The 15,643-nt window shown below is 45.3% G+C and carries 15 protein-coding genes; 6 read left to right on the forward strand and 9 right to left on the reverse strand.

The window, feature by feature from the left end; all coding sequences use genetic code 11:
* Positions 1–41: 41 nt before the first annotated feature.
* Together SPUTW3181_RS20495 and SPUTW3181_RS20500 are read right to left on the reverse strand one after the other, a co-directional pair.
* Entirely contained in the window at positions 42–2,633 is a 2,592-nt protein-coding gene (locus tag SPUTW3181_RS20495; protein WP_011791173.1) for an immune inhibitor A domain-containing protein, read from the reverse strand.
* A 305-nt stretch (positions 2,634–2,938) separates the two neighbouring features.
* A complete protein-coding gene (locus SPUTW3181_RS20500) occupies positions 2,939–3,532 on the reverse strand; it encodes a YhgN family NAAT transporter (RefSeq protein WP_011791174.1) in 594 nt (197 codons plus the stop codon).
* A 406-nt stretch (positions 3,533–3,938) separates the two neighbouring features.
* Here SPUTW3181_RS20500 and SPUTW3181_RS20505 point away from each other — a divergent pair, with 406 nt between their 5' ends.
* Entirely contained in the window at positions 3,939–5,552 is a 1,614-nt protein-coding gene (locus SPUTW3181_RS20505) for a hypothetical protein (protein WP_011791175.1), read from the forward strand.
* 62 nt (positions 5,553–5,614) lie between these two features.
* Entirely contained in the window at positions 5,615–6,397 is a 783-nt protein-coding gene (locus SPUTW3181_RS20510) for an NRDE family protein (protein WP_011791176.1), read from the forward strand.
* An 8-nt stretch (positions 6,398–6,405) separates the two neighbouring features.
* On the opposite strand, the gene SPUTW3181_RS20515 is transcribed toward SPUTW3181_RS20510, so the two are convergent.
* Entirely contained in the window at positions 6,406–6,858 is a 453-nt protein-coding gene (locus SPUTW3181_RS20515) for a YybH family protein (protein WP_011791177.1), read from the reverse strand.
* A gap of 120 nt (positions 6,859–6,978) precedes the next feature.
* On the opposite strand from SPUTW3181_RS20515, the gene SPUTW3181_RS20520 reads away from it, so the two are divergent.
* Positions 6,979–7,542, forward strand: coding sequence for a lysophospholipid acyltransferase family protein (locus SPUTW3181_RS20520; RefSeq protein ID WP_011791178.1), 564 nt, complete (start codon positions 6,979–6,981; stop codon positions 7,540–7,542).
* A 20-nt stretch (positions 7,543–7,562) separates the two neighbouring features.
* On the forward strand, positions 7,563–8,186 hold the full coding sequence (locus SPUTW3181_RS20525) for a LysE family translocator (RefSeq protein WP_011791179.1): 624 nt from the start codon (positions 7,563–7,565) through the stop codon (positions 8,184–8,186).
* Here SPUTW3181_RS20525 and SPUTW3181_RS20530 read toward each other — a convergent pair.
* The 5 genes from SPUTW3181_RS20530 to SPUTW3181_RS20550 form a co-directional block, all read right to left on the reverse strand.
* Positions 8,183–9,451: a mechanosensitive ion channel family protein gene (locus SPUTW3181_RS20530; protein ID WP_011791180.1), complete on the reverse strand. Its 1,269-nt coding sequence runs from the start codon at positions 9,449–9,451 to the stop codon at positions 8,183–8,185. The two genes, SPUTW3181_RS20525 and SPUTW3181_RS20530, sit on opposite strands and share 4 nt — an antisense overlap.
* A gap of 148 nt (positions 9,452–9,599) precedes the next feature.
* Entirely contained in the window at positions 9,600–9,992 is a 393-nt protein-coding gene (locus SPUTW3181_RS20535) for a DUF1090 domain-containing protein (protein ID WP_011791181.1), read from the reverse strand.
* A gap of 44 nt (positions 9,993–10,036) precedes the next feature.
* The gene (locus tag SPUTW3181_RS20540; RefSeq protein ID WP_011791182.1) at positions 10,037–10,561 is read right to left on the reverse strand and encodes a protein disulfide oxidoreductase; all 525 of its coding nucleotides are present in this window, start codon (positions 10,559–10,561) and stop codon (positions 10,037–10,039) included.
* 25 nt (positions 10,562–10,586) lie between these two features.
* Complete coding sequence (locus SPUTW3181_RS20545; RefSeq protein ID WP_413540241.1) at positions 10,587–11,399, reverse strand: thioredoxin domain-containing protein; 813 nt, start codon at positions 11,397–11,399, stop codon at positions 10,587–10,589.
* Positions 11,400–11,592: 193 nt separating this feature from the next.
* Positions 11,593–13,704 carry a protein-disulfide reductase DsbD family protein gene (locus SPUTW3181_RS20550; RefSeq protein ID WP_011791184.1) on the reverse strand — a complete coding sequence of 704 codons (2,112 nt, stop codon included), beginning with the start codon at positions 13,702–13,704 and terminating at the stop codon, positions 11,593–11,595.
* A gap of 352 nt (positions 13,705–14,056) precedes the next feature.
* Here SPUTW3181_RS20550 and SPUTW3181_RS22375 point away from each other — a divergent pair, with 352 nt between their 5' ends.
* Positions 14,057–14,230 carry a hypothetical protein gene (locus SPUTW3181_RS22375; RefSeq protein WP_198133641.1) on the forward strand — a complete coding sequence of 58 codons (174 nt, stop codon included), beginning with the start codon at positions 14,057–14,059 and terminating at the stop codon, positions 14,228–14,230.
* 357 nt (positions 14,231–14,587) lie between these two features.
* The gene (locus SPUTW3181_RS20560) at positions 14,588–15,214 is read left to right on the forward strand and encodes a DUF3157 family protein (RefSeq protein ID WP_025007966.1); all 627 of its coding nucleotides are present in this window, start codon (positions 14,588–14,590) and stop codon (positions 15,212–15,214) included.
* On the opposite strand, the gene SPUTW3181_RS20565 is transcribed toward SPUTW3181_RS20560, so the two are convergent.
* Entirely contained in the window at positions 15,211–15,642 is a 432-nt protein-coding gene (locus tag SPUTW3181_RS20565; RefSeq protein ID WP_011791187.1) for a VOC family protein, read from the reverse strand. The two genes, SPUTW3181_RS20560 and SPUTW3181_RS20565, sit on opposite strands and share 4 nt — an antisense overlap.
* Position 15,643 lies beyond the last annotated feature (1 nt).

The following is a 15,643-nucleotide window of genomic DNA, read 5'->3' on the forward strand; positions in this document are numbered from 1 at the left end:
CAGAAAAATGCCTCTAAATAGAGGCATTTTTCATCTGGTTCTTAGTAAGCATGTAACTGACGACGCCAAGCAAATAAACCAAGGAAAGCAAGACTTAACCAACCTAAACTACCACCACCTCCACCAGAACCTTCACTACTCGGAGGTGTTACTGGCGGCGTGACAGACGCGGTAACTGTTACCGTTGAACTGCTACTGGCTGTTGTATTTTGTGTATCTGTTACTGTGAGTGTCACTGTGTAAGTCCCAGCCGCCGTATAGGTGTGGGTTGGCGCTGCCGCTGTACTTGTGGTGCCATCGCCAAAATCCCAAGCGTAGGTTACTGCACCTACAGCACCTTGAGTATTACTGACAAAGTTGACGGCTAACTGATTCACTGTTTTAGTAAAACTGACCGTTAATGGCACTATCACAGCGGAGTTCGCATTGGCTAAGCGAACAACCGCAGTACTGTTATTGCTGGCTTGGGATAAAACCTCCATCGTTAGGCCTAGTTTCTGCAACACCATACCTGACTGAGGTTGCAGGGGCGCACTGTAATCTAAACTGTCATCGAATAGGCTTACGGCATTAAGATGGCTATCCCCCGCAAACGCTGTTTGTCTCACAGTGCTAAAAGCTGCATCGCGGATTTGCTCATCGGTAGAGCGAGTACCGATCATATTTTGGTCGGCATCAATAACACCAATCAAACTATACCCAGGATGAGCAGACACATTATTGTCGTAATAGCTTAAGTTCTCTAACCATAACAATACGCCTGGATCAAAGCCCGCCACTCTCAAGCCTGCATCGACCCCATTATGGCTACGTAATTGCACAAGATAACGCGATGGTGCGCCAGGACGCGCATCTTGGATACGACTATAACCGTTTAATGTCACTTTACCCGCAACTTCAGCGTTATCAGCATAGAGTTCAGTGGTGTTCTGCTTAATGCTGATATTATCGATAGTCACCCCCGACTCTGAGGCATACTCATCGGTCACATAGTTGATTTCAATAGGAACTGCTGTACCAGAAAAGCCGGATAAATCATATTCTAAGGTAACCCAAGCATCGTTACCCTCCGCCTGAGGAATTGCTGACGATTCGCCCGTAATGATATGGCGAGCGCTATTCATCGCGTTAACCGACTTTGTATAATTACCCGGAATTGCTGTACCTCTTACTTTTACCTGCATATAGTCATAATCAGGTTCCATGCTCCAACTCGCTTTCATCGTTAAAGTGAGTTTATCGCTTGTTACTGTAGGTAAATTAACAGCAAAGCTCATACTGTTATTTAGCATATTTCCTTGGCCAGAATAATACTGGTAACGGCCTTGATAGGGAGCCTTAAAAGGAATAGGCGCAGCAGGAAGTGGAATAGAAATTTGATTCACGGCTTGATGGTTAACCGCCTCATTTAAGGTCAACTCCATCCCCGACTTAGGAATACTCGCTAGGGTTATTTCACGCTCATTTAACCACTTTCCTTTGTATTTTTCCTGTAGGTAAGAGCGAGCATAAGGGCTAAAACCACTCGGTTGGGCACCCGCAATACTGCCAGCCCAACTGCCACCCGACATCAAAGACCATAAGCCTACAGGCGAGCCATCTTTATTGGTATTTGACGAAGTATCGTATTCATCGGGTAAACCTAAATCATGGCCAAACTCGTGGGTACACACTCCAGTTCCCGCATCAATTGGCTGAATAGTGTAGCCAAACAATTTCTTCGTTGAATTCGGAATGGCATAACCGCGAGTCCTTTGGTCAACAAAATATCGGTGGGACCAGATAGCATTGGCCCCCAGCTTTCCACCGCCAGCTTCTTCACCAATGCTGGAGTGAAAAATCATCACATGATCGATAATGCCATCAGGTTCATCTAAGTTGCCGTTATTATTTAAATCGTAAGGATCTTCAACATCATAACTGGCTAATTCAGCCGCCGACATATCCGCAACCGCTTGGGATACAGCCTCCTTAATGAGCTCAGTCACATTGGCATCACTGTCGGTTTGTGCATCATTAGCACCATAATATTCCGCATTTTGACTCGCGGTATACCAGCCTTTTACATCGCCAGTGAAGAAGAAGGTTTTACCTGAAACCGCTTGATAATACTGGTACCCCGAATCAAAAGTCTGCCCCTGTGGACCTTTAAATCCCGAGGTAGAAAAGAGCAAATCCTTATAGTGAGCGACAGGATAACTAGGGTAGAACATCTCTGTATCACCCGTTTTTAAGCCATTGTTATTATATTTTAGGTTTGGAAAATCAATCAGAACGGCTAATACTTTCACCGTTTTTGTGACATCAGCATCGGCGACTAAACGCTGCGCAGGGGAACGCATCAACTTGGATGATTTGGACTGTTGTAAACGAGCATGCTCGGCTTCAACCTCAATACGAGGTGCCTTAGGTTGAGCTAGGGTAGCACGATGAATATAAGCCTCAACCGCAGCCTGTTTGACACTTTCACTCGCGTCAACAGAAACCTCACCACGCTCAATCAGCCAATATAATATTCGCTCCTTATTAATCACCCCTGCATCTGCAGGTGTATGATTTGGTGCAGCAATACTGGCGCCGCTCATCAATGCCAGCATCAGCACAAATGCTGTGATGTCGTTTATGCTTCGCATTTTTAATTTACCTCTCATAAAAACCGGCCCCTTGTCACACTGTTTGCTAACACAAAAACACCGATCCGATGGCAAATACATCCCTCTTTATAATCTAGTATAAATTCTGGTGCGTTATGGTTTGTATACAGAAAGATTGACATTATCAGGACACCGCAAGAGTAACAACTTGATACATTTGTCTGTATGCAGCATTTTTTGTTTTGTCAGCAGATATTCAGCTAATGCCTATATTCGGTAAGAAAAAAGCCGCATTAACCTTAAGCTAATACGGCTTTATTCATTTTAGATAACTTGAATGCTATTTATCCCGTCGTTTTCATATAATTTGAAACACCATCGAGGAACATTTGCACCGATATCATCACGAGCACCATACCCATAAGACGCTCGACGGCAGTTAAACCCTTCTCCCCCAACATACGGGTGAAGAGCTTATAAAACATCAAGATAACCGCACTTGCAGCCCAAGCCGACACTAAGGCAATCGTCCAATCCCCCATACGAGAGCCATCGGTATGGGCGAGTAAAATAAGTGCGGCTAAGATAGATGGCCCCGCCATCAAGGGGATCGCCATTGGCACAATAAAAGGCTCTTCACCTGCCGCTAACCCCACAACACCACCGGGTTGAGGGAAAATCATTTTAATTGCAATCAGGAACAAAATAATCCCGCCAGCAATACTCACGGACTCGGAGCGTAAATTGAGGAAACTTAAGATAGCTTCGCCTGCATAGAGGAAGGCGAGCATGATAACTAAAGCGAAGAGTAGCTCGCGGATCAATACTTTACGACGTTTTTTAGGCTCGATATGACGTAGAATCGAGGCGAAAATCGGCAAATTCCCGAGAGGGTCCATAATCAGAAATAACATTACCGCAGCAGAAAATATATCCATTTAACTTTATCAATGCCCAAGCCAACATAAGCCCATATTGTATAACCTTTTCTCGACACGGGTATGAAAATTTACGCCCTATACCCAACAATCCCAAGATACGCGTTTCAGCGCGCCTAGGTACTTCAATTCAGCACACATCAATGGCTGAATGCTGCCACCTCTTGAGTTGATGCAAGGGGGGCGCTATATGCTCCGTCCCGGCGCCGCGCTTAACCACAGGGTAAAACGCTTTAAACTCCCGCAGAGTCCTGGATATTTATAGATGGGTAAACCGAGTAAAATCTCCACGACATTGACACAAATATCATTGGTACGTCAGTTTGGTAAATTACCAACAAGTCACTGCTCATTTACATAACAACTGCTATACTACGGCGTTTTTTCAATAAATATTGTGGACTCCATGCTCTATCTTCTCGCTAGTTGTCTTGCACTCTTAATCGGGCCACTGTTTTATCGCTATTTTTCATCGGGTAGCGGTCTACAGAAGGGACTCGATGGCTTTATATTTGTCTCTTTGGGCGGGTTGGTGCTCATCCATATCTTGCCAGAACTACTTGAGCATGGTGGCATTCTCGCGATCGTCTTTGTTATCCTCGGGCTTTGGGGGCCAACAGCCAGTGAACGATTATTTCATCGTTACTCTGAAATCACCCATAATTTCGCCCTTTTCCTTGGTATTAGCGGCTTATTGCTACATACCATGACTGATGGTAGTGCAATGGTGTTGGCACAGCAGGAAGGTAACTCCATTCTGCTAGCGCTGGGCGTTATACTCCATCGGCTCCCTGTGGGTTTTGCCGTTTGGTGGATACTTAAACCCCATCTTGGTATCCGTTGGACGCTCGTTATCTTTGCCGCCATTATGGTATTCACTGGCATAGGCTATTTTGCCAGCGAACAGCTTTTATCACACACAAGCATAGATAAAACTGTTTATTTACAAGCATTTGTAACAGGCTCAATTTTACATGTTGTATTACATCAACCCCATGGTCAGCATGAAACCGATAAACAAGGCAAATATGAATACCAAGCAGGTATTGGCAGCTTATTAGGGATAGCTTTATTAATGGCATTGCTGTTGATGGATACTGGTGGCCATCAACATGCCCACCATGATCACAGCACAGAGCAGCTAATACCTTGGTTGCTAATACTTGCCCCCATACTTCTACTGAGTTATACAGCGGCAGCAGTTCGATTTAAATTTGGCCTAACGCCTCAGGATAACAGCTTAACTCGACGCTGGTTCCAACGCTTAGCGGGGCCTGAAGCCTTGATTATTACTTTCCTACTCCTCGGACCTTGGTTTGCTTTATTTCAATTAGTTGTCACTTTGATTATGAGCGTGTATTTAAGCTATGCTCAGGTTCAAATAACCGATCCACACTCTCAATTACCCCATCGTGCGCTGCATTTTGGTTTTGCGCACTTAGTCGATCGTAGCGCGCCATGGATCCTACTGAGCTTAGTGCTAGTGAATCTTATCGGTCATCCATCAGTACCCTTAAACCACCCTGTACTACAACTCATAGTGCTGTTATTGGTTTTTTTACCTATGCGTTTCTGTAACTTAGGTGCTGCCGTATTAGCCTTGGCGCTTGCTTACAGTGGCTGGAGTCCGCTGGCGATTATTCTGCCACTCATTGCGGCGCCGGTGCTTAATATTGCTCAGCTTAAATTGATGACTTGGCAGCAAAGAGGCGTATTACTATCTCTTATTGCGATAGCCTTAATTGCCTCGATGCGTTTACCTGTGTGGTTTTCGCTTGTCACGCTACCGGAAATAATCAACATATTGGCACTGCTGATACTCTCCGCGCTTTTTGCTGCGAGTTTATTACGTTTAGGCCCTCGCCAGTTTTTACGTCGTCTTATGTTGGGTAAAGCAGAATCACATCAACATGGGCATGCACATAACGAGCACAGCCATGGACACCCGCCAGTAAAAAATCAATCTCATACCCATTCACACGGGCATAGCAAGGCGGATAAAGACTCACACCACCACTAATACTGTTCATTTGTGAGTAGACAGGCTAAGTTAATCCAACATTGAGATTAATTTAGCCTGTTATGTGCATACTATTTGTGGCTATCAACGCCCATCCTCAGTACCCCCTCATCATCTGCGCTAACCGTGATGAGTTTCACCATAGGCCAACGGCTCCCGCCCATTATTGGTCACCAGACCATAATATTCTGGCAGGTAAAGATATGCAGGCTGGCGGAACTTGGTTTGGCGTCAATAAACAAGGACAAGTTGCTGGAGTCACTAATTTACGAGTGCCACAAAAGAGTCCTGAAGCGATGCGTAGTCGTGGAGAACTGATTACTAAGGCACTCAGCTCTGGTTCACTGATTTGTCCTAATTGGCTTGCCGAGCATAGTGATAATTATCAGCCCTTCAACTTGGTTTTTGGGCAAGGTGTACATCTGTATTGTTTTAACAGCCTAAATAAGCAAACTATAAAACTATCCGATGGATTTCATGCCATTAGCAATGGAGCACTCGATGATATTTGGCCCAAAATGGCAAAGGGACAGCAGGCATTAGAAGCATTAATCAATCAATCGCAAAGTATAGAGATACCCGCTCTACTCCAACTGATGAAAGATGATTCCCAACCATTGGATAACGAATTACCCAACACAGGAATTGGGCTCGAATGGGAGCGACGTTTAGCGGCAATTTATATTCGCCATCCCGATTATGGAACGCGCTCCACCAGCGTTTTACTAGAAGATGTTCAAGGCAGCATGCATTTCACCGAAGTGAGATACGATGGCAAAGGTAGGCAACTTGGGCAGCAGGATTTTCACTTCATGTTACCCGCCACAACGAATACAGGCAGTTAGAGCAGAACTTAGTCAGAGCTGTGATCCATGGTAATCACCCAGCGATCCTCTATTTTTTCAACCAACAAGGTAAATACGCCTGAAGGGGCATCCTTTGCACGGCGTAGATCCCAACGTCCCACAACCATGGCGGCATAATTACTTAACATTTTGATTTCTTTGATGGTGAACTTAAGCTCGCCCAACGCTTCTTTATTGGGATAATTCTTTTTATAAGCAGCAAGGGTTGCCTCCCAGCCATAGCTAAATTTTCCATTTGAAACAAAACGTAATTGCTCATTTTTCCAATAGCCTTGCATATAGGCGTTAAGATCACCACGATTCCACGCATCTTCTTGGCCTTTGAGCATTTGGGTGATGTCATCCGTTGGTACCGCATTTACATGGCAAGTCACTAAGAGTAAAAGCGCCGCCAAAACACGCTGCAACACAAGCTTGTTTAATCGCCCTTTTTTCAACATCGTATCGTCCCCCCACAATCAAGTACTATAGCCAAATTAGTCTAGACTATCTTGCCTCGCTCATACCATAAGCTAAAATGCTGATGATATTATTAATTTTTCTACTCTGAGTATCTCACTATGTTTACCATACTTTGCCGCTGGCTACTCAACATTTCAGGTTGGCAAATAGAAGGGCAACTCCCTGACTGTGCTAAATACATCGTCATCGTTGCGCCACACACCAGTAACTGGGATTTTATAGTGGGGGTTTTAGCCCGTGGCGCCTTAGGAACTCGAATTCACTTTCTCGGTAAACATCAACTCTTTATCCCACCTTGGGGCTGGTTCTTTCGTGCCATAGGCGGCAGCCCAGTAGATAGGCGTAAAAATAATAATTTAGTCGATACTGCCATACAACTTTTTGAATCTAAAGCCGATTACAAACTGGCACTCGCCCCCGAAGGTACCCGCAGCCCCGTAACGCGTTGGAAGTGCGGTTTCTACCATATTGCCAGCAAAGCTGGGGTACCTATTACTCCTGTAGGGCTAGACTTTAGCCGCCGCACTGTCATTATACGGACGCCATTGCAGCCCTGTGGCGATATCACAACCGATATGCAGGATATTTTGAGCTTCTACCGCACCATTAAAGGTCGCCATCCTAAGGTGATCCCTGATTTTGTGGCGAGCGATAAACATTAATTCAATTTAGAGCGACATATATGCACCCCGACACTTGGTTACTCTATCTTTTTGCCATTGTATTGATTGGCATTTCGCCCGGACCTATCGCTATGTTGTCTATGTCACATGGGATCCATTTCGGCAAAATACGCAGTATAGCTACAGGTCTTGGCAGTGTGAGTGCGGCTTTAATTTTGATGATGGCCTCTGCTGCAGGATTAGGTGCCGTTATCAGCACTTCAGACTATGGCTTTACCTTACTCAAATGGTGTGGTGCTGCCTATTTAGTATTTTTAGGTATTAAACTACTACTGACGAAAAGCCATGCGGCCCCCATTGAAGTCGGCCAATTAAAAGGTAAAGGGACACCTAAACAACTCTACAAACAGGCTTTTCTTGTGGGAATAAGCAATCCAAAAGATTTACTGTTTTTTGCCGCATTGTTTCCGCAATTTATTGATATCTCTGCGCCGCAAGTGCCACAACTGACCCTATTAGCACTTACATGGGCCGTAGTGGATTTTGGATTTGTGATGATTTACGCCAGTATGGCAAACGTACTTGCACCAACGCTTAGGGCAAGTAACAAACTCCATTGGTTTGACAGAACCAGCGGCGGAGTATTTTTAACCCTCGCCGTGATTCTGATCAGTCGAGACTAACCCTCGACCTTAACCGATTTTAGACTGCGGATATCATTGCCTGTCGGCGCTTGGAAGGCCTGCAAACCAAACTCAGGCAATACCGCAAAAATATGGTCAAATATGTCGGCTTGGATTGCCTCATAAAATGCCCAGCGGGTATCGTTAGTAAAGATATAAATCTCAATAGGCAATCCCTCGGTCGTCGGCGCTAACTGGCGCACCATCAAGGTCATATCCTTATGCACTTTATCGTGACGTTGCAAATATTCCTGTAAATAAGCACGGAAAGTCCCGACATTTGTTAAATGCCGTCCATTCACTATCATATCAAGGTCAGAAACCTTAGCATTTGACTCACGGATTTCATTAATTTTTGCAGGAAAATATTCTTTCAAGCAGTTGATTTTACTGAGGCGATTCCGATCATCCTCAGTCAAAAACTTAATACTATTGATATCGATATTTACCGCACGCTTAATCCTACGGCCACCCGACTCAGACATACCACGCCAGTTACGAAACGCATCCGAGACTAACGCGTATGCGGGGATCATAGTGATGGTTTTGTCCCAGTTGCGCACTTTGACAGTGGTTAACGAGACCTCTTCGACTGCGCCATCGGCACCGTACTTGTCCATCTGGATCCAGTCACCCTTGCTCACCATTCGGTTTGCCGCCAACTGAATGCCCGCCACAAAACCTAGAATAGTGTCGCGAAACACCAGCATCACAAAACCCGTTGCCACACCTAAGCCGCTGAGGAAGTACACAGGAGACTGATCAGCCAAGATTGAGATAGAAACAATAATCCCAACAAAGAACAAAAACAGCTTAGTTAACTGCACAAAACTTTTAACAGGGAGACGTCGTCCAACTAGGTTCACATCTGATATTTCATCAACCGCATCTAAAGCAGCATAAATGGCGCGGATCATCAGTACCACTAGCCAAATACTCAATAGTCGGTCAACCAGACCACTTAATAATGGATGTTCCGTTAAGGCTATAGGGATCAATAAATTAAGCACTATGGCAGGCACTACCATCGCCAGCTTTTCAAGCACTTTATGACGCATAAAAACATCATCCCAAGTCACCTTAGAACGTTGGATCACCATATTAACGGCTCGAATAACGACACGCCGAACAATGAAATAGGCGATTCCCGCCAAGAGTAAACAAGCAAAAATGATGATGGTGGTAGACATTCCATCAGAGGGTTGGCTATCAATTCCAAAGCCCGCTAGCCACTTAGAAATTTCGAGCCTTATTTCTTGATCCACAGTTTCACTCCTAACTGGGTTAACACAATAGCCGTTACTAAGGTATCTCCAAGCTCAGTTCGATTAATACCTTAGTGAAAGCACATTACTCTTTAAAAAACTAACAACACATTATTTAGAATAATTTCGCTCTCACAGCGATAGAAACTTAGCGTTCCAATTCTTCCCTAGCCTTGGCAAGCTCAGCCTCAACTTCAGCAACCTTAGCCTGTTTTTTACTGACTTTATCCATCGGCCGGCCTTCTTTTACCGTTTGAGTCAGTTCATTTTGACGTTCGACTAACTTCGCTTCCAACGCCTGTATTTTTGCCAATCGCTCAGCATATAGCTTATCGTCATTACAATGGGTCATGACTTCTTTATAGGCTTTTTCAAGCCCTGCTACTTTATATGTATTACCCGCCGTTTTAGCATGCTCAATTTGCTGGCTAATGGCCTCTAACTTGGCGGCACAGCCGCGTTGGGGTACATCATCAGCAAAGACTGGTAAGCTGAATGCTACACCTGTCACTAATCCCAAAATCACTGGCTTAATTTGCATACTTAATCCCCTTTCACTCAATGCGATATGTTTGCTGGTTCCGTTTAAGCAAGGAGCATTCGCCACCACATACCGGGCAGGCTAGTAAAGCCTGTCGTGTAGTGTTTTAACTCACCTTCTTTAACGATCATAATGGTTGGCGTTGCCTGTAATGACCAATCACGGGCAATCTTACTGTCACTATCATTAATAGTGTCAAAGCCATAACCCTGATGTTGAAGATATTTTCTCAGTTTATCATCCTCACCCGAACTCATGGCAACCGTGACCACAGGGTAATAGGCCGACATTTGACTCACCGCTGGGCTGACATAATTACACACAGGGCACCAAGTGCCCCAAAAGTACACTAATACTGCCTGATCTTGACTAAGTTTTGCGATATCAACCTCAACCCCGGTCAAAGTCATTCCTTGTAACGGCGGCAAATTATCCCGCGGGATATCTTTGCCGCGCCAGATGTCCATCACGCTGGTCAATACAAGGACGATTAACAGCCAAAGTGCTAGCTGTTTAATCCAGCCCAATATGCGTTTAGGTAAAGATATTGAAACCTGTTCGGCGTTCATATTTTCAGTTTCCTTTGGCTGCATCTTAACGGATTTTCTGCGTCTTATCTTTGGCGGCAATCGCGGCTTCAAGCTGTGCTTTTAACTCTTCGTAAGGCACTAATCCAGGAATAAGCGTATCGGCCACTATCATACTTGGGGTGCCACCTATACCTAAGTCATTCATTAAATTAATATTGTCATCGACCATTTTAGCCACGCGCTCATCTGTATTGCCCACCCAACGCTCGGTGTCCGTCAGCTTAGCGACCTTAGCGATGGCGGCGGCATCGAGTCCACGCGGACTCGACATCAACATATCCTTCACCTTGAGATACTTTTCTGGCTCGTTTAACCAAACCGTTTGGGCAAAATCGACCGCCATTTGGGAGCCTTCGCCCTGCAGCGGCACCATTTTGATTATGATCTTCAACTGCGGAAACTCCTCAATCAACTTGTTCAGCGAAGGTTCGATTTTCTTACAGTATGGACAGTTAAAATCGGTGAAATACACCATAGATATCTCAGGCGTTGCAGCCCCCTTCCATGGGTCACTTTTGGTTTCATACATGGCTTGATGATGACTCGCTAAGCTAGCCTGCATTGCGGCATCTGCGCCCTGTTGCTCCCTAGCTTGCCACGCAAGAATCGCTTCTCTCATTAGGTCCGGATCATTAATCAAGGCATCTTTAATGATGGCTCGCACTTCTTGCTGCTGCGCCGCCGATAAACTGCTGTCCTTGGCATGGGCAGAGGTCGTCAGCGAAGGCAAGGAAACCACCAGCATTGCCATGGCCACACCAGATACGGCAAACATCTGCAACTGACGATGTTTGAATAAAAGGCTAAATTTCGACATAAGTGTGGTGCCAATAATTTGATTTCCCTGCATTGATTCCGTTTCTTTTTTTACTGTAATCATCTGTTTCATAATACGTTTCCATTTTTAGGTCAGGGTTATCCCTGACCTGAGTATTTGTAGAGTGCCACTCGACTTGCTATTAAATGAGACTCGCCAGTGATATTACCGAGTGAATGGCTGTTTGTTCGCGTTATTTCCCTGCCACTACGGATGACTTTTCAGGGGATGCTGATGCCTGCTCAATCGCAGCAAGCACAAGGTCAGTCGATAGAATTTCCGGCAGCTCAATCCCCTGCGGTGCACCCGGGCCGTAAACCACGTTGAATGGCACCCCGAAACGATTATGGCTTTGCAAATAGTGAGTAATAGGTTCAGAAGGCGTAGTCCAATCGCCCTTCATCGGCACAATATGCGGCTGTTGCAACAGGCTATAAACAGGGTCTTGCAAGATCACACCAACTTTATTGGCCTTACAAGTGATACACCAATCGGCAGTCACATCGACAAATACTGTCCTACCCTGGGCGACCTGCTGATTAATCAATGCTTGATCCAATGGCGTCCAAGCAAGATCCGCAGGTAAAGGTTTAGCCCACTGATTCAGCGTCATAAAGGTAATAACCGCCGACAGTAAAATACCGATACCTAAGCAGCTCACAATGGCAATCGCACCATATTTTTTAGCCATAAACACCATAAATATCAGTGTAATGACAGCCGCTAATGGCCACAGGTACAGCATATCGATAAAGCTGGCCAACAAGCTAATGAGCCATAAACTGGTGAGGAGCAACATGCCAGAGAAAAACACTTTCACTGTGTTCATCCAGCGGCCGGGTTTAGGGAAATAACCCGCCACCTGCGGAAATGCCGCCACTATTAACCAAGGGAACGCCATACCTACGGCCAGCGCGGTGAAGACGGCAAACAAGCTCAGTACATCGGCGCCCAAAGCGAAGGCGACCGCAGTACCCAAAGATGGTGCACTGCACGGTGTCGCCAGCAGCGTCGCAAACATACCCTGTAAAAAATGACCGCTGTTATTATTACCGCCCGTTGTCGCTAACTTGGTTTGCACGTTAGAGGGTAAGTTAATCTCAAATACACCTAACATATTGAAGGCAAACACTGTGGTCACCAGCGCCATAAAGCCGATAAACCAAGGGTTTTGGAACTGTACTCCCCAGCCTATCGCTTGACCCGTGAGCTTAAGCATTAAGATAAAGCCAGCCAATAACCAGAATGAGGCCAATATTCCCAAAGCCGATGCGATGAACTGTTGGCGAATTTGATTACGCTTCAGATCAGGCGCGGCAACCACTGAGCTGAGCTTCATGCCCAGCACAGGTAGCACGCAGGGCATGACGTTTAAGATCAAACCACCGATAAGCGCCAGCAGTATCATGCCAAATATCGAGGTACTTTCTTGGGTAATCACCACAGGCTTAACTTCGGAGCGGTATTCCAATGCTCGCTCGCTATCGACAACAGTCATGTTCAGCGATTTACCCAAGACTTCAGGCTCCCCCAGCCAACTTTTACCGCTAAAAATACCGACCAATTGCTTGCCGTTAACATCGCTTTCACTCGGTTTTAAGCTCACTAGCTTGAATGTGGTATCTGGATCGCCATCGATTATCACTGTGGGTTGCTGCCAGTTGGCATCATTGAGTCTGACTTCAAGTTGACCTTTGGCGGCATCCCAACCCATTGTCATGGCAGGATTTAGGCCCTCTTGGGTCAATACTTTTTGTGGCACAAGCGACACAGCCTTGTTGTAAGCCAACATGGCATCGGTATCCGCTTGCAACGCATTGGGCGTGAAGTCGAGACTCATCTGATAATCCGTCAGTACACAGATAGTGGTACAAGTCGACAAGGTCACTTTGCCACGCAACTGAGTTGAGGCAGCGATATCATCGACTTTTATGGTTAATGGAAAGGTGGTATTGCCTTTGTAACCAAAGGTTTGTAATCCCAATAATGAGAATTCCTCTGGCGCTGGCCATCTCCAATCCACTTGCTGTAGATTGTGTGAGCCATCCCATTTTATCGTCGGCGCGATACCGCCTTCCCCAGGACTGCGCCAATAGGTTTTCCAATCACCCTCAAGTTGTACTTCAAGCACAGCGGGCAAAGTATTCGTTGCGGGATCAACTTCGCCCGTCAGCATAAAACGTACTTTGGCTGGCGGGTGATTATCATTAACCAACCACCCCGTCGATGCGGCCATTAGCGACGGACTCGTCACTATCAAGGCGAGTATCCAGAATTTGGTAAATATGGATTTTAATATACTCATTTTGTTCCCAAAATAGGCATTAACTGTTTGTTATGCCGTGTAAAGGCTTACTTTGCTTCTTAACCATGCTCTAGTGACAAATAGAGTAACGGCTTAAGAAACATCAGCGTGATAGCAGGCTTAATTCAAGAGTGGATAAATACGCTATTTCTATTCTTGAAAACGGCAGAATGTGAGATGTATTCGCCTAGGCTTCGCTTGATAACTGGGTATAGATAACAGCGTTATCACGCGGGAAACGCGGGGAAGTAACGGAAGTAGGAACAACAGGATAAGTAATGGAATGGTACTTGGAGCATCGATACAGATCCGGATCGATTTCTCAGACAATTCACATTTTTTAGGCTTACTTTTGACCAACTCAGCACCTAGCAATTGGGCGTCAGCATTGCTAGCCATACTGCTTGAAGTTGAGCCAGTGTTAACGGCTGAGTTGGCGCTTGCAGCTACACTCGAAAAATACGTAGCCGACATCGCCTGCACGCTCGACTCCTTGAGCAGCAAATTAAGTATTCCACTGTTTTGAGTCAAACAGAACAAGGTCAAAATGGTAAACACCATCACGCCCCATAGGTTGCCTGTTTGCCTAGTCGATAACTTAGAAATTTGGGTTTCCTTCGTTTTATTCTTTGATTATAAAAATAAAAATAACCGCCTAATAAAAGCTAACAGCAGATAAGACCGGCGAATCGTAAAAATAGTTCATCAATACTTAAAATGTTCAGGCGGACTAAACTAAAAAGCCATTAGATTTTTCATCATTAAGCACTTAGCAAAGTCAATTTTCTTCAGCAAAACACAACTTAGTCAGTGACTGATGCAGGGTAAATAAACTATGTTAGTCCACAATATTGACTCAAACGGATATCGGAACCAGAAACCAATGCACACTTTACTTCGCTTTAGCGCCCTTAGTTCATGGCTACTGCTCTCCTCATCAGTAATTGCGGCCGATGTAGCAAGAGTTACCCTTGAAAATGGCGCTCAAGTCAGACTAAAAGATGATTTTACTTGGGAATATGTACTCACAGAAACTCAAACTGCACCGAATGTTTTGGCGACTGAAACCGTTGTCAACGCATCGACTACCATTAACAGCGCCACGAGCCTAACGACAACGTCAGCGGTATCCGTGCCAGTCACAACACTGACCGCGACTGCAATGGCTAAACCAGAACTGCTAGGCACAACCGCTAAAGACGGTATTAAAGTCAGCTTTACTGACAGCCAATGGAAAGGTGATAAACTTGGACTCACCTTCGAACTGGCCAGTACTAGCAATGAACACGTTACTTTAGTCGAGGTCGAAGCTCGTTTCTTTGCTGATAATGGTACTTTGCTCAAAACCGATAAACTCGAAGTATGGGAAGCCATTTTCCGCATGCCAGAAACCTATCTTCGTAAAGGTGAACAGCGTAAGAGCAGTATTATCTGGGTTAAGGGTATAGATAAAGCCCTGTGGCAAAAGCAGTTAATCGATCTCAAAATAACCGAAATCAACTCACGTTAACTCTGATAGGCGAGTCTTTGCGCCATGGGATGCTGCACATTAAGTTGCAGCAAATCCCAAAGATTCCCGTAGAGATCTTCAAACACAGCTACCGTACCGTAATCCTGTTCCTGCGGCTCGCGGATAAAATGAATCCCATCGGCAACCATACGTTGATAGTCACGCCAAAAATCATCGGTATTTAAAAATAAAAATACCCGACCTCCCGCTTGGTTACCGATAAAATCGAACTGCTCAGGTTTAGACGCTTGCGCGAGCAAGATAGATGCGCCCTTAGAGCCTGGCGGCGCTACCACCACCCAGCGCTTATCCTGCTCGGCCTGATAACTGTCTTCCACCAGTTCAAATTTTAATTTATTCACGTAAAAATCAATTGCCTCATCGTAATCTCTGACGACTAAGGCGATATGCACTAGAGCTTGTTTCATG

The sequence above is a fragment of the Shewanella sp. W3-18-1 genome, from assembly GCF_000015185.1.
GTDB classification, from domain to species: Bacteria; Pseudomonadota; Gammaproteobacteria; order Enterobacterales; family Shewanellaceae; genus Shewanella; species Shewanella putrefaciens.

Excerpts from the sequence above, each read along its gene's own strand:
- SPUTW3181_RS20505 (WP_011791175.1), top strand. The coding sequence starts at position 3,939 with ATGCTCTATCTTCTCGCTAGTTGTCTTGCACTCTTAATCGGGCCACTG.
- SPUTW3181_RS20510 (WP_011791176.1), top strand. The coding sequence starts at position 5,615 with ATGTGCATACTATTTGTGGCTATCAACGCCCATCCTCAGTACCCCCTC.
- SPUTW3181_RS20540 (WP_011791182.1), bottom strand. The coding sequence starts at position 10,561 with ATGAACGCCGAACAGGTTTCAATATCTTTACCTAAACGCATATTGGGC.
- SPUTW3181_RS20495 (WP_011791173.1), bottom strand. The coding sequence starts at position 2,633 with ATGCGAAGCATAAACGACATCACAGCATTTGTGCTGATGCTGGCATTG.
- SPUTW3181_RS20525 (WP_011791179.1), top strand. The coding sequence starts at position 7,563 with ATGCACCCCGACACTTGGTTACTCTATCTTTTTGCCATTGTATTGATT.
- SPUTW3181_RS20500 (WP_011791174.1), bottom strand. The coding sequence starts at position 3,532 with ATGGATATATTTTCTGCTGCGGTAATGTTATTTCTGATTATGGACCCT.
- SPUTW3181_RS20560 (WP_025007966.1), top strand. The coding sequence starts at position 14,588 with ATGCACACTTTACTTCGCTTTAGCGCCCTTAGTTCATGGCTACTGCTC.
- SPUTW3181_RS20535 (WP_011791181.1), bottom strand. The coding sequence starts at position 9,992 with ATGCAAATTAAGCCAGTGATTTTGGGATTAGTGACAGGTGTAGCATTC.
- SPUTW3181_RS20520 (WP_011791178.1), top strand. The coding sequence starts at position 6,979 with ATGTTTACCATACTTTGCCGCTGGCTACTCAACATTTCAGGTTGGCAA.
- SPUTW3181_RS20565 (WP_011791187.1), bottom strand. The coding sequence starts at position 15,642 with ATGAAACAAGCTCTAGTGCATATCGCCTTAGTCGTCAGAGATTACGAT.
- SPUTW3181_RS20515 (WP_011791177.1), bottom strand. The coding sequence starts at position 6,858 with ATGTTGAAAAAAGGGCGATTAAACAAGCTTGTGTTGCAGCGTGTTTTG.
- SPUTW3181_RS20550 (WP_011791184.1), bottom strand. The coding sequence starts at position 13,704 with ATGAGTATATTAAAATCCATATTTACCAAATTCTGGATACTCGCCTTG.
- SPUTW3181_RS20545 (WP_413540241.1), bottom strand. The coding sequence starts at position 11,399 with ATGTCGAAATTTAGCCTTTTATTCAAACATCGTCAGTTGCAGATGTTT.